This is a genomic window from Streptomyces sp. NPDC018263, from assembly GCF_055562575.1.
Map to the genome: position 1 here is coordinate 414,912 of NZ_JBVHFA010000006.1, position 13,071 is coordinate 427,982.

14 protein-coding genes and 1 tRNA gene are annotated in these 13,071 nt (G+C 71.1%); 8 read left to right on the forward strand and 7 right to left on the reverse strand.

Annotation, left to right across the window (positions count from 1 at the left end):
* Positions 1 to 35: 35 nt before the first annotated feature.
* On the forward strand, positions 36 to 638 hold the full coding sequence (gene rdgB, locus ACZ3HQ_RS19910; protein WP_467512623.1) for an RdgB/HAM1 family non-canonical purine NTP pyrophosphatase: 603 nt from the start codon (positions 36 to 38) through the stop codon (positions 636 to 638).
* Between the two features lie 18 nt (positions 639 to 656).
* Here the strand turns inward: rdgB and ACZ3HQ_RS19915 are convergent.
* Positions 657 to 743: transfer RNA gene (locus ACZ3HQ_RS19915), tRNA-Leu, on the reverse strand.
* A gap of 39 nt (positions 744 to 782) precedes the next feature.
* Entirely contained in the window at positions 783 to 1,250 is a 468-nt protein-coding gene (bcp, locus tag ACZ3HQ_RS19920; RefSeq protein WP_467512625.1) for a thioredoxin-dependent thiol peroxidase, read from the reverse strand.
* Positions 1,251 to 1,343: 93 nt separating this feature from the next.
* Here bcp and ACZ3HQ_RS19925 point away from each other — a divergent pair, with 93 nt between their 5' ends.
* On the forward strand, positions 1,344 to 1,685 hold the full coding sequence (locus ACZ3HQ_RS19925) for a DUF3618 domain-containing protein (protein WP_467512627.1): 342 nt from the start codon (positions 1,344 to 1,346) through the stop codon (positions 1,683 to 1,685).
* A 148-nt stretch (positions 1,686 to 1,833) separates the two neighbouring features.
* Positions 1,834 to 2,136 (forward strand): co-chaperone GroES, encoded by a 303-nt coding sequence (locus ACZ3HQ_RS19930; RefSeq protein ID WP_373310107.1) that lies wholly within the window; start codon positions 1,834 to 1,836, stop codon positions 2,134 to 2,136.
* A gap of 72 nt (positions 2,137 to 2,208) precedes the next feature.
* Here the strand turns inward: ACZ3HQ_RS19930 and ACZ3HQ_RS19935 are convergent, their stop codons facing one another.
* The gene (locus ACZ3HQ_RS19935; protein ID WP_467512825.1) at positions 2,209 to 4,632 is read right to left on the reverse strand and encodes a transglycosylase domain-containing protein; all 2,424 of its coding nucleotides are present in this window, start codon (positions 4,630 to 4,632) and stop codon (positions 2,209 to 2,211) included.
* Between the two features lie 969 nt (positions 4,633 to 5,601).
* Here ACZ3HQ_RS19935 and ACZ3HQ_RS19940 point away from each other — a divergent pair.
* Genes ACZ3HQ_RS19940 through ACZ3HQ_RS19955 form a run of 4 tightly spaced genes read left to right on the forward strand, consistent with a single transcriptional unit; the run spans position 5,602 to position 8,948 of the window.
* The gene (locus ACZ3HQ_RS19940) at positions 5,602 to 6,402 is read left to right on the forward strand and encodes an ABC transporter permease (RefSeq protein WP_467512629.1); all 801 of its coding nucleotides are present in this window, start codon (positions 5,602 to 5,604) and stop codon (positions 6,400 to 6,402) included.
* A 49-nt stretch (positions 6,403 to 6,451) separates the two neighbouring features.
* Complete coding sequence (locus ACZ3HQ_RS19945; protein WP_467512827.1) at positions 6,452 to 7,216, forward strand: ABC transporter permease; 765 nt, start codon at positions 6,452 to 6,454, stop codon at positions 7,214 to 7,216.
* Positions 7,217 to 7,220: 4 nt separating this feature from the next.
* Positions 7,221 to 8,192, forward strand: coding sequence for an ABC transporter ATP-binding protein (locus ACZ3HQ_RS19950; protein ID WP_467512631.1), 972 nt, complete (start codon positions 7,221 to 7,223; stop codon positions 8,190 to 8,192).
* 9 nt (positions 8,193 to 8,201) lie between these two features.
* Positions 8,202 to 8,948, forward strand: coding sequence for a DUF1707 SHOCT-like domain-containing protein (locus ACZ3HQ_RS19955; protein ID WP_467512633.1), 747 nt, complete (start codon positions 8,202 to 8,204; stop codon positions 8,946 to 8,948).
* Here the strand turns inward: ACZ3HQ_RS19955 and ACZ3HQ_RS19960 are convergent.
* From ACZ3HQ_RS19960 to ACZ3HQ_RS19970, 3 genes are all read right to left on the reverse strand, one after another.
* Complete coding sequence (locus ACZ3HQ_RS19960; protein WP_467512635.1) at positions 8,945 to 9,340, reverse strand: prefoldin domain-containing protein; 396 nt, start codon at positions 9,338 to 9,340, stop codon at positions 8,945 to 8,947. The genes ACZ3HQ_RS19955 and ACZ3HQ_RS19960 overlap by 4 nt on opposite strands.
* Positions 9,341 to 9,477: 137 nt before the next feature.
* The gene (rph, locus tag ACZ3HQ_RS19965) at positions 9,478 to 10,215 is read right to left on the reverse strand and encodes a ribonuclease PH (protein ID WP_467512637.1); all 738 of its coding nucleotides are present in this window, start codon (positions 10,213 to 10,215) and stop codon (positions 9,478 to 9,480) included.
* Between the two features lie 100 nt (positions 10,216 to 10,315).
* A complete protein-coding gene (locus tag ACZ3HQ_RS19970) occupies positions 10,316 to 10,549 on the reverse strand; it encodes a PTS sugar transporter subunit IIB (protein WP_030810845.1) in 234 nt (77 codons plus the stop codon).
* A gap of 260 nt (positions 10,550 to 10,809) precedes the next feature.
* Between ACZ3HQ_RS19970 and ACZ3HQ_RS19975 the strand changes: the two genes are divergently transcribed.
* Complete coding sequence (locus ACZ3HQ_RS19975; RefSeq protein ID WP_467512639.1) at positions 10,810 to 12,075, forward strand: PTS transporter subunit EIIC; 1,266 nt, start codon at positions 10,810 to 10,812, stop codon at positions 12,073 to 12,075.
* 67 nt (positions 12,076 to 12,142) lie between these two features.
* Here ACZ3HQ_RS19975 and ACZ3HQ_RS19980 read toward each other — a convergent pair whose 3' ends face one another.
* Complete coding sequence (locus tag ACZ3HQ_RS19980) at positions 12,143 to 12,895, reverse strand: MBL fold metallo-hydrolase (RefSeq protein ID WP_467512641.1); 753 nt, start codon at positions 12,893 to 12,895, stop codon at positions 12,143 to 12,145.
* Between the last annotated feature and the right edge of the window lie 176 nt (positions 12,896 to 13,071).

Below are 13,071 nucleotides of genomic sequence, written 5' to 3' on the forward strand. Positions count from 1 at the left end.
GGGGAAGCGGACGGGGGCCGGGGATACTGGCCCCCATGACCCGCCTGATCCTCGCCACCCGTAACGCCGGAAAGATCACCGAGCTGAGGGCCATCCTGGCCGACGCCGGGCTGCCGCACGAGCTGATCGGTGCCGACGCCTTTCCCGAGATCCCGGACGTCAAGGAGACCGGCGTCACCTTCGCGGAGAACGCCCTGCTGAAGGCGCACGCGCTCGCCCGGGCGACCGGGCTTCCGGCTGTCGCCGACGACTCGGGCCTCTGCGTCGACGTGCTGAACGGCGCCCCCGGCATCTTCTCCGCCCGCTGGGCCGGCCGGCACGGCGACGACACCGCCAACCTCGACCTGCTGCTCGCCCAGCTCTCCGACATCGCGGAGGAGCACCGGGGTGCCCACTTCGCCTGCGCGGCCGCGCTGGCGCTGCCGGACGGCACCGAGCGGGTGGTGGAGGGGCAGCTCCGCGGCACCCTGCGGCAGGCTCCGGCGGGTACGGGAGGCTTCGGCTACGACCCGATCCTGCAGCCGGAGGGCGAGAGCCGTACCTGTGCCGAGCTGAGCGCGGACGAGAAGAACGCCATCAGCCATCGCGGGAAGGCGTTCCGGGCCCTGGTCCCGGTGGTGCGGGAGCTGCTGGGCTGAGCCCCTGCCTCTGCATGCTGGTGCGGCCGGAGGGACTCGAACCCTCACGGGAGTTACCCCACTGGGACCTAAACCCAGCGTGACTGCCAATTCCACCACGGCCGCCTGCTGCTGCCCGGCCATGCTAGCGGCCGGGCGGCGGCTTCAGATGCCCAGATCCTTGATGATCTTCGCCACGTGGCCGGTGGCCTTGACGTTGTACAGCGCCCGCTCGACCTTGCCGTCCTCGTCCACGACGACCGTGGAGCGGATGACCCCGGTGACGGTCTTGCCGTAGAGCTTCTTCTCGCCGAAGGCGCCGTACGCCTCCAGGACCTTCTTGTCCGGGTCGGCGAGGAGAGTGACCTTCAGGTCCTCCTGCTCACGGAACTTGGCCAGCTTCTCCGGCTTGTCGGGCGAGATCCCGATGACGTCGTACCCGGCACCGGCCAGCAGGGCGAGGTTGTCGGTGAAGTCGCACGCCTGCTTGGTGCAGCCGGGGGTAAGTGCCGCAGGGTAGAAGTACACGATGGTCTTGCGGCCCTTGTGGTCCGACAGGGACACCTCGTTCCCGTCGGCGTCGGGCAGGGTGAAGGCGGGGGCAACGTCCCCGGGCTCAAGTCGCTGGCTCATCCGGCCAGCCTAACCGGGTGCCCCTGCCGTGCGGTGTGGTGAAGAGCTGACAGACTGTTCGGAACAGCACCAGGAGATTTCGGAGGCCGTACGGTGGCGGAGACGTCGGACACCAGAACACCGGCGCAGATCGAGGCGGACATCAAGCGCCGTCGTGAAGTGCTGGCCGAGACGCTCGACGAGATCGGGGTGCGAGTGCACCCCAAGACGATCGTCGGGGACGCCAAGGCGAAGGCCGTCGCCGGCGTCGACCGGGTCTTCGGACGGGCGTACGTGCAGGTCAATCGCGTGATGACCGAGGTACGGGACCAGTTCGTGGACGACGACGGCGCGCCCCGCAAGGAGCGCGTCGTGCCCGCCGTGCTCATCGTGGCCGGGACCGTCGGGCTGATCGTCGCCGGGTCGCGCAAGCGCAGGCACCGGCGCCGGCGCTAGTTCGGCCGATCTCTGCGACCGGGTCGCCGCGGCGGGTGCCGTGGCGACCCGGAGGCGTGTCCGCGCCGCGCGGGCAGGTAGGTTCAAAGGCGTGAGCGCCAACAGAGACGAGCAGAGCACCCCCCACCACGACAAGCTGCCCATCCGGATGCTGCACGACCGGGTCCTCGTGCGGCAGGAGACCGGTGAGGGCGAGCGCCGTTCGGGCGGCGGCATCCTGATCCCCGCGACCGCGGCGGTCGGGCGCCGGCTGGCCTGGGCCGCGGTCGTCGCGGTCGGGCAGAACGTCCGGACCGTGGAGCCCGGCGACCGGGTCCTGTTCGACCCGGAGGACCTGGCCCAGGTCGAGGTGCGGGGCGTGGCGTACGTGCTGATGCGCGAGCGTGACCTGCACGCGGTGGCCGCGGACCGGTTCGAGGGGTCGGAGGACTCCACCGGGCTGTATCTCTGAGCCGAGCCGCCGCCGGGAGAACGTGAGAAGGGGCTGACGACCGTGGTCGTCAGCCCCTTCCCGTGTTCTCCGCTACTCGCGCCGGGCCGTCTGCGGGGCGATGAAGCCGCCGGGCAGACCGGTCGTGCCGGGGTCGGCGCCGCCGCCGGTGCCGCCCGTGCCGGGCTGGCCGCCGGGGCCGCCGCCACCGGTGGCGCCCCCGTCGGCGGCCCCGCCGTCGGTGGTGGCCGGACCGCCGCCGACGCCCCCGTCGGTGTCGCCGCCGCCCGTGGTGGTCGGGTCGGCCGGGGTGGTGCCCTGGGTCGGGGTGCCGGTGGTGCCGCCGTTGCCCTGGCCGCCGTCGGTGGGCGTGGTGCCCTCGCTCGGGGTGCCGGTGGTGCCGCCGTCGCCCTGGCCCGCGTCGGTGCCGGGCGAGGTGGAGGGCCGGGTGCTGGGCGCGACCACGTCGGCGCCGGCCTGGAGTTCCAGGTCGAAGCTCGCGGCGGGCTTGCCGCGCAGCGCGTCCCGCGTGTACTGGGCCCAGATCTCGGTGGGCGGACCGCCACCGTTCATGCGGGCGACGCCGAGGGCGCCGTACAGCGGCTTGTGCTTGGCGGTGACCGGGTCCTGGCCCATCACGGAGACCACCGTGGCGAGGTCGGGGGTGTAGCCCGCGAACCAGGCGGCGGTGTCCTCCTCGGCGGTGCCGGTCTTGCCCGCGGCCGGACGGCCGGCGGCCTGCGCGGCCGTGGCGGTGCCGCCCTCGACCACGCTCTTCAGCACCGAGGTGGTGGTGTCCGCGGCCTCGCGGGTCACGACCTGCTTGGTCTGCCGGCCGGGCAGGTCGACCGGGACGTTGTCCTTGCTGATCTTCTCGATGATCGTGTACGTGCCGTGCCGCCCGTGGTTGGCCAGGGTGGCGTACGCCTCGGTCATCTCCAGCACGCTGGCGGTGGCGGTGCCGAGCGCGATGGACGGGGACGGGTAGAGGTCGGGGGTGTCGGCCGGGATGCCGAGGGAGATCGCCGTCTCCTTGACCTTGTCACCGGTGACGTCGGCGGCCATCTGCGCGTACACCGCGTTGACCGACAGGTCGGTGGCCTTGCGGACGGTGATCTGGCCGTACGACTTCTGGTCCTCGTTCTCCGGCGCGTACCGGCCGCCCGACCAGCCCTGCACGGGGCGCATGTTGGTGCCGTCGTAGTACGCGTTGGGCGTGATGCGCTGGCCGTCCTGCGTGCTGGAGGAGTTCTGCACGGCCGAGGTGAAGACGAACGGCTTGAAGGTGGAGCCGACCTGGTAGTCGCCCCGCGTCGCGCCGTTGGTGTACTGCTGCACGTAGTCGATGCCGCCGTACATCGCGACGATCTTGCCGGTCTTCGGGTCGATCGAGGCGCCGCCCGCGCGGACGTAGGTGTCGGCCTTGCGGTTCTTCTTGTCCAGCTTGGAGATGAGCTGGTCGTCGACGGCCTTCACGAAGGCGTCCTGCTTGGGCTTCTGGATGGTGGTCGTGATCCGGTAACCACCGGTGGCGAGCTGCTCCTTGGTGAGGATGTCGTGCCCGACCAGGTACTCCTTGACGGCCTCGACGAGATAGCCGCGCTGGCCGGACATGCCGGTGGAGACGGTCTGCTCCTTGGGCATCGGGAACTTCATCCCGGTGCGCTCGGACTGGCTCAGCCAGCCCTTGGCGACCATGCCGTCCAGCACGTAGTTCCAGCGGCCGAGCGCGGAACCCTTGTTCTCGGGGTGTGCGACGACGTCGTACTCGCTGGGCGCGTTGACCAGCGCGGCGAGGTAGGCGGCGCGGGCCGGGTCGAGGTCGATCGCGTCGACGCCGTAGTACGCCTGGGCGGCGGCCTGGATGCCGTAGGCGTTGCGGCCGAAATAGCTGGTGTTGAGGTAGCCCTCAAGAATCTCGTTCTTCGACTTCTCCCGGTCCAGCTTGATCGAGATGAAGAACTCCTTGGCCTTGCGGGTGACCGTCTGTTCCTGGGCCAGGTAGTAGTTCTTCACGTACTGCTGGGTGATGGTGGAGCCGGACTGCTTGCCCTTGCCGAGCGCGGTGTTCCAGCCCGCGCGGAGCATCGCCTTGGGGTCGACGGCGGACTCGGTGTAGAAGTCGCGGTCCTCGGCGGCCAGGATGGCGTGCTGGGCGGGCTTGGCGATCTGGGCGAGGCCCACGTTCTCGCGGTTGACCTCGCCGTCGCGGGCGAGCTGGGAGCCGTCGGCGTACAGGTAGACGGTGGCCTGCTTGGTGGCCAGGGCGTTGGCGGCCGGGATCTGGACCATCGAGTAGCCGAGGAACAGCAGGCCGATGATCACGAGCACGCCCAGCACGAAGGTGCCGAGCACCATCCGCCAGGTGGGGAAGATCCGCCGCCAGCCGGTGCGCTTGGGGCGCTTGGGCTTCTTGCCGCCGCCGTCACCGGTGCCGCCGCCCTGGCCGCCGTCGCTGCCGTTGCCGCTCGCCTGCGGGGTCGCGGTCGCGGCCGGCTCGGACGGGGTGCGGGGCAGAACGCTGGTGGCCCCGGCCGCGGCGACCGGGGCGGCCGGGGGCTTGGGCGCGTCGGCGCCGGGCCCCGCGGCGCCCCCGGACCGGGGCGCGTTGACCCGGCGGAGCACCTGCGTGCTCTCGGCGGGCGGCGGCTGGTCGGCCTTGACGCGCCGGAGCACCTGGGTGTTCTCGGGCGCCTGCTCCGGCTCGGCACCACCGGTACGGGGCTTCGCGGCCCCGGCGGGGGCGTTCACCCGGCGCAGCACCTGGGTGCTCTCGGCGGGCGGCGGCTCGGCTGCCGGGTTCTTGGCAGCCGGGGGCTTGACGGCCGGGTTCTTGGCGGCCGGGTTCTCGGCGGCCGGAGGCTTGGTGGCCGGGGCCTTCGCCGCCGGGTTCTTGGCGGCCGGGGCCTCCTTGGCGCCGGACTGCGCGGGCACGGCCGGAGCCTGCCCGGCCTCCCTCGCGGCCGGAGCGCTCGGGGCACCCTTGGCACCCTCGCCCGGCTTCCCCGCCTCGGACTTCCCACCTGTCGCCGGAGAACCTGTCGCTGAAGAACCCGTCGCCGGAGAACCCGTCGCCGAAGCTCCCGTCGCCCGGGGGGCGTTCGGGGTCGCGGAGTCGCGCGCGGGGGCGCTCTCCGGCTTCGGCCCGGTCTTGGCCGGCGCGCGGTCGGCCGGACCCTTCGCCGGTTTCGCCTGCGGTTCCGCTGCTGCGGGCCCCTCAGCCGGCTGAGGATCTTCCGGCGCCCCGCCCTCGTTCGGCTGCTGCGGCTGCGGCTCGTCGCTCATGTCGTGCACGGACTCCTGTTTCGTCGTACGTTCCCGTACGCCTCGTACGCCTTCTGCGCCCCCTGGTTGAAGACTCTCGCACCTGGTGAACCGTTCCCGGATTCCGGCACGCTTCGGTCACGGAAAACGCGTGGCCGTTCGCGGGGGCCGGGGCTAGGCTCCTGCGCTTCGGTGTCGAGCAGTCCGAGGAGGTGGACCGGCGTGGGCGCTGGACGGTTGTACGTGGCCGTCGCGGCAGGGGGATTCAGACGGTACGCGACCTACCGCGCGGCCACGGCGGCAGGGGTGTTCACCAACACCGTCTTCGGTCTGATCATCGTCTGCACCTACCGTGCCCTGTGGGAGGCCCGCCCGCACTTGGGCGGATATGACCAGGCGCAGGCCGTGACCTACGTATGGCTCGGTCAGGCCCTGCTGTCCACGCTGGCGATCGGCGGCGGGGGCGTCGAGGAAGAGTTGATGGAACGCATCCGTACGGGTGATGTCGCGGTGGATCTGTACCGGCCCGCCGATCTGCAACTGTGGTGGCTCGCGGCGGACCTGGGCCGGGCTTCCTTCCAGTTGCTCGGGCGCGGGGTGCTCCCCTTCCTCTTCGGGATGCTCTGCTTCCACGCCTACCTGCCCTCGGACGCGGGCACCTGGCTGGCGCTGCTGGTGACGCTGGCCCTGGCGATGCTGGTCGGCTTCGGCATCCGGTACCTGCTGGCGCTGAGCACGTTCTGGCTGCTGGACGGCTCGGGGATCTCCCGGATCGCCTGGCTGGCCGGGCACTTCTGCTCGGGCATGCTGCTGCCGCTGAACGTGTTCCCGGGCACCCTCGGCGAGGTCGTCCGGGCGCTGCCCTGGTCGGCGCTGCTCCAGGCCCCGGCGGACGTGCTGCTGGGCCGGGCCGACCCGCTGGGTGTCTGGCTGTTCCAGGCCGGGTGGGCGGTGGCGCTGCTGGGCGCGGGGCGCCTCCTGCAGTCGGCGGCGACCCGGCGGGTGGTGGTCCAGGGTGGCTGAGTACGGCCGGGTCCGCGAGGGGGTGCGGGCGTACGGGCTGATCGCCGGGATGTGGGTGCGCTCCACGATGGCGTACCGGGCGTCGTTCGTGATGACCACGCTCGGCAACTTCGCGGCGACCTTCCTCGACTTCGTCGCGATCATGCTGATGTTCTCCCGCGTGGACTCGCTGGCGGGCTGGTCGCTGCCGGAGGTGGCGTTCCTGTACGGGCTGTCGGCGGTGGCGTTCGGGGCGGCCGACCTGCTGATCGGGTCGATGGACCGGCTGGGGCGCCGGGTGCGGGACGGCACGCTGGACACCCTGCTGGTGCGTCCGGCGCCGGTGCTGGCGCAGGTCGCGGCGGACCGGTTCGCGCTGCGACGGCTGGGGCGGCTGACGCAGGGGGCGCTGGTGCTGGGCTGGTCGCTGAGCCGGCTGGACGTGGCCTGGACGCCGCTGAAGCTGCTGCTGATGCCGGTGATGGTGGTGGGCGGCTGCGGGATCTTCTGCGCGGTGTTCGTGGCGGGCGCGGCCTTCCAGTTCCTGGCGCAGGACGCCTCGGAGGTGCAGAACGCCTTCACCTACGGCGGTACGACCCTGCTCCAGTACCCGCCGGCGGTGTTCACCGTGGAGCTGGTGCGCGGGGTGACCTTCGTACTGCCGCTGGCCTTCGTCAACTGGGTGCCCGCGGCCTATGTGCTGGGGCGCCCGTATCCGCTGGGGCTGCCGGGGTGGGCGGCGTTCGTCTCCCCGCTGGTGGCGCTGGCCTGCTGTGCGCTCGCCGGGCTGGCCTGGCGGGCGGGACTGCGTTCGTACCGGAGCACGGGGAGCTGAACTGATGGCGGACGGCGAGGGGTTCATCGCGCTGGAGAAGGTCGGCAAGGTCTTCGAGGTGCGCCGGAAGACGGGGTTCCTCAAGCGGGAGCGGCGCGAGGTGCGGGCGGTGGACTCGATCTCGTTCACCGTGGCGCGGGGCGAGATGGTCGGCTACATCGGGCCGAACGGGGCGGGCAAGTCGACCACGATCAAGATGCTGACCGGCATCCTCACCCCGACCTCGGGCCGGCTGCGGGTGGCCGGGATCGACCCCTCGCGGGAGCGGACCCGGCTGGCGGCGCGGATCGGGGTGGTGTTCGGCCAGCGGACGACCCTGTGGTGGGACCTGCCGCTGATCGACTCCTACCGCCTGGCGCACCGCATGTACCGGATTCCGGACGCCCGGTTCCGGGAGAACCTGGCCCGCTGCGTCGAACTGCTGGAACTGGGCGACCTGTTGGACGTGCCCGTACGGCAGCTCTCGCTCGGCCAGCGGATGCGCGGCGACATCGCGGCGGCCCTGCTGCACGACCCGGAGGTGCTGTACCTGGACGAGCCGACGATCGGCCTGGACGTCGTCTCCAAGGCGAAGGTGCGCGGCTTCCTGAAGGAGCTGAACGCCGAGCGCGGCACCACGGTCCTGCTCACCACCCACGACCTGACGGACATCGAGCAGTTGTGCTCGCGGGTGATGGTGATCGACCACGGCCGCCTGGTGTACGACGGTTCGCTGACCGGGCTGCACGCGGCCGGGGACGGTGAGCGGACGCTGGTGGTGGACCTGGAGCGGGAGCTGCCGCCGGTGGAGGTGCCCTCGGCGCGGGTGGTGCGGGTGGAGGGGCCCCGGCAGTGGCTCGCGTTCCCGGCCGGGCAGTCGGCGGCACCCCTGGTGGCCCACATCGCGGCGGCGTACCCGCTGGTGGACCTCTCCGTCCGCGAACCCGACATCGAGGCGGTCATCGCCAAGATGTACGCGGAGAAGGCCGTCTCGTAGTCTGCTGTCATGACCGACGACGCCGCCCCGGACCGCCGCTCCCCCGGTCCCGTCCCGGACCTGCGGGCCTCCGACGCCGACCGGGAGCGGGTCGCCGAGATCCTCCGCGACGGCCTGGCCGAAGGCCGCCTGGACATGGCGGAGTTCGAGGAACGGCTGGAGTCGGCGTACAAGGCCCGCACCTACGGCGAGCTGGCCCCGCTGACCAGCGACCTGCCGGCCGCCGGGGCCGCCGCCGCACCGGTTTCCTTCATCAAGCAGCCGGTGGACGACGGGAGTTGGGCGTCCCGGATCGTCGGCGGCGAGGGCACCTCGACCCGGGCGGTGGCGGTGCTGTCCGGGTTCCAGCGCAAGGGGCGCTGGACGATGCCGAAGAAGTTCACCTGCTTCGCCTTCATGGGCGGCGGCGAGATCGACCTGCGCGAGGCGTTCTTCGCGGACCGCGAGGTCGAGATCAACTGCGTGGCCGTGATGGGCGGCCTGGAGGTGATCGTGCCGCCGGGCGTCGAGGTCGTGGTGCGCGGAATCGGCATCATGGGCGGCTTCGAGCACCTGGACCGGGACGAGCCCGGCGATCCGGGGGCGCCGCGCGTGATCATCAGCGGGTTCGCGTTCTGGGGCGGGGTGGGCGTGGAGCGCAAGCTCACCCGCGCCGAGCGGCAACGGCTGAGGGAACTGCGCCGCCAGGAGCGCCTGGACCGCCGCGAGGCCCGGCAGGAACTCCGCCGGGGCCGCCGGGAGGACCGCGACCGCTAGGGCGTGCAGACCTTGGTGAGTTCGCCGGCCGCGTCCGTGACCGGGCGGACGTCCGGGGTGCTGTCGCCGTTCCTGATGGCGGTGCGGACGTTGGAGACGGCCGAATTCAGGTCGTCCACCGCCTTGTTGACGTCGGCGTCGTCCGTGTGGTCGCCGATCCGGTCCAGGTTCTTCTCTATGGAGTCCAGCGAGGCGTCGGCCTGCGCGGGGTCGTTCGCGGCGTTCTCCACGGCCTGCTGGAGGTCGGTGACGCTGTCCGCGATGGAGTCGGCGGTCTGCACACAGTCCAGGGCCTTGTTCACGGCGTCGCAGCCGGTGGTCAGGCCCATGGTGAGCGCGGCGGCCGCGAGTGCGGCGATGGCGGTGGTACGGCTTCGGCGGCCGGCGGCCATGCGGTGTCCCTCCCCAGGTACGGCTGGCCGGGCGCGCGGGATCGAGCCGCGCGCCCGTACCGTCCAAGACGCCGTCCGCCGGGGCGGGGTTGCCTGTGCGGGCGGGGGTTTTTGAAGTGCCCTTTACCCGGCCGGCGCTACGCGGGCAGGGTCAGCGCGAGGGCGGCCCGCTGGAACTCGGTGAGTTCGGCGCAGCCGGCCACACCCAGGTCGAGCAGGGCGTTCAGTTCCTCGCGGGCGAAGGGCTCGGCCTCGGCGGTGCCCTGGATCTCGACGAACCGGCCGTCGCCGGTGCAGACCACGTTCATGTCGGTCTCGGCGCGCACGTCTTCCTCGTAGCAGAGGTCGAGCAGCGGGACGCCGTCCACGATGCCGACCGAGACGGCGCCGACCGTGCCGGTGAGCGGCTGGCGGCCCGCCTTGATCAGCTTCTTGCGCTGGGCCCAGGCGATCGCGTCGGCGAGGGCGACGTAGGCGCCGGTGATGGCGGCGGTACGGGTGCCGCCGTCGGCCTGGAGGACGTCGCAGTCCAGGACGATGGTGTTCTCGCCGAGCGCCTTGTAGTCGATGACGGCGCGCAGCGAGCGGCCGATGAGGCGGGAGATCTCGTGCGTACGCCCGCCGATCTTGCCCCGGACCGACTCACGGTCGCCTCGGGTGTTGGTGGAGCGGGGCAGCATGGAGTACTCGGCGGTGACCCAGCCCTCACCGCTGCCCTTGCGCCAGCGGGGGACGCCTTCGGTGACGCTGGCGGTGCAGAACACCTTGGTGTCGCCGAAGGAGACGAGGACGGAGCCCTCGGCGTGCTTGCTCCAGCCGCGTTCGATGGTGACGGGGCGGAGCTGTTCGGGGGTGCGGCCGTCGATGCGAGACATGCGGATGAGCCTATCGGGAGTGACGCGAGGGGCTCCTCCCCCGTGGGAAGAAGCCCCTCGTGCCGGTGAGGCTCCGGTGAGCCCCGGGTGAGCGCGAGGCTCACATCATGTCTTCGATCTCCGCGGCGATCGGGTCGGCGTCCGTACCGATGACGACCTGGATGGCGGTGCCCATCTTCACGACACCGTGGGCGCCCGCGGCCTTCAGGGCGGCCTCGTCGACGAGCGACGCGTCGTGGACCTCGGTGCGCAGGCGGGTGATGCAGCCCTCGACCTCGTCGATGTTGTCGATGCCGCCCAGCCCGGCGACGATCTTCTCAGCCTTGGTGGCCATGTTCTATCTCCCTGGTCCGAACCGGTCCGAACGAGAACCGTCCGAAGACTGGTCTACACCACCAAGGGGAACCCCACCAAACCGCCCCCGGACCCCGACAGGTCCCGCACTCCGTGTAGCCCGGCGATCGCTATTTCACGGGTTCCTTATATCCGTGCCATCGTGCTACAACAGGTCTACACCACAAGTGGTGTAGACCACAGACGCCGCCGTCCCCTTCCATGGTCCCAGGGCGGCGCCCTGCCCATCTGGAGGAAGTTGTGACCACGGCCAGCGCCGCGCCCCCGGCCGAGAAGAAGACGGGCGCCAAGGTGATGGGCGTTCTCCAGCGGATCGGCCGCAGCCTGATGCTGCCGGTCGCGGTGCTCCCGGCCGCCGCCCTCCTGGTGCGGCTCGGCAACACCGACATGCTGGGCGACCCCACCTTCCCGGCGTTCCTGACCAAGATCGCCTCCTTCATGGCCGCGGGCGGCAACGCGATCCTGGACAACATGCCGCTGCTGTTCGCGGTGGGAATCGCCATCGGCTTCGCCAAGAAGTCGGACGGCTCCACCGCGCTCGCCGCGGTCGTCGGTTACCTGGTCTTCAAGAACGTGCTGGCCACGTTCACCGACAAGAACCTGCCGAAGGTGGCCACCGCCGTCGACGGCAAGGTCGTCATGGTGGACGCCCCGGTGGACGCCAAGGTACTCGGCGGCGTGGTGATGGGCATCGTCGTCGCCCTGCTCTACCAGCGCTTCTACCGCACCAAGCTGCCCGACTGGGCCGGCTTCTTCGGCGGTCGCCGTCTGGTCCCGATCCTCTCCGCGCTCGCCGGTCTGCTCATCGGCATCGTCTTCGGCTACATCTGGCCGGTGCTCGGCACGGGCCTGCACAACTTCGGTGAGTGGCTGGTCGGCTCGGGCGCGGTCGGCGCCGGCATCTTCGGTGTCGCCAACCGCGCGCTGATCCCGATCGGCATGCACCACCTGCTCAACTCGTTCCCGTGGTTCCAGGCCGGTGACTACCAGGGTAAGAGCGGCGACATCGCGCGCTTCCTCGCCGGTGACCCGCACGCGGGCCAGTTCATGACCGGCTTCTTCCCGATCATGATGTTCGCGCTGCCCGCCGCCTGCCTCGCCATCGTGCACTGCGCCCGCCCCGAGCGCCGCAAGGTCGTCGGCGGCATGATGTTCTCCCTCGCGCTGACCTCCTTCGTCACCGGTGTCACCGAGCCGATCGAGTTCACCTTCATGTTCATCGCTCCGGTGCTGTACGCGATCCACGCGGTGCTCACCGGTGTCTCCATGGCGCTGACCTGGTCGCTGGGCATGCGGGACGGCTTCGGCTTCTCCGCCGGCGCGGTGGACTTCGGCCTGAACTGGGGCATCGCGTCCAACCCGCTGGGCCTCATCCTGGTCGGCCTGTGCTTCGCGGTCGTCTACTACGTGGTCTTCCGCTTCGCCATCACCAAGTGGAACCTCCCCACGCCGGGCCGCGAGTCCGACGAGGAGCTGGCCGAGCTGCAGAAAGCCGAGGCCAAGTAACCCGGCCGAAGCACGCGTAAGGCCCCGGAACCTGTTGAGGTTCCGGGGCCTTCGTCGCGTTCAGGGCCTACAGCTCGTAGGTCATCCGGGGCACCGCCAGCTCCACCGGACCGGGGAAGGTCTCGCGGGCGTGGGCCAGGTTGACCTCGGGGTCGGTCCACGGCGGGATGTGGGTGAGGACCAGCATGCGGGCGCCCGCGCGCGTGGCGGTCTCCCCGGCCTCGCGGCCGTTGAGGTGCAGGTCGGGGATGTTCTCCTTGCCGTGCGTGAACGCCGCCTCGCACAGGAACAGGTCGGCGTCCCGCGCCAGCTCGTCCAGCGCCTCGCTGACCCCGGTGTCCCCGGAGTACGTCAGGGACTTGCCGTCGTGCTCGATCCGGATCGCGTACGCCTCGACCGGGTGCCGCACCCGCTCGGTGTGCACGGTGAAGGGGCCGATCTCGAAGGTGGACGGCTTGACCGTGTGGAAGTCGAAGACCTCGCTCATCGAGGACGCGGACGGCGTGTCGGCGTACGCCGTGGTCAGCCGGTGCTCGGTGCCCTCGGGACCGTAGACCGGGATCGGCTCGCAGCGGCCGCCGTCGTGCCGGTAGTAGCGCGCCACGAAGTACGCGCACATGTCGATGCAGTGATCGGCGTGCAGATGGCTGAGGAAGATCGCGTCGAGGTCGTACAGACCGATGTGGCGCTGCAACTCGCCCAGGGCGCCGTTGCCCATGTCGAGAAGCAGCCGGAAGCCGTCGGCCTCGACGAGGTAGCTCGAACAGGCCGATTCCGCGGACGGGAACGACCCCGAGCAGCCGACGACGGTGAGCTTCATGGAGCGGAAACCTCCGTGGGCAGAAGCGGGTCGGGAAGCAGCAGGGCATGGTTGTGCGGTTTGTCGAGCGTAAGGCGCCAAAGCACGGGTCGCTCCTTCGCCAGGGGCCGTTGTGGGCGAACTCACCTGTGCTGTCACCGGTTCGGCTGGACCGGGGGCGCATGGGGATGACCAAG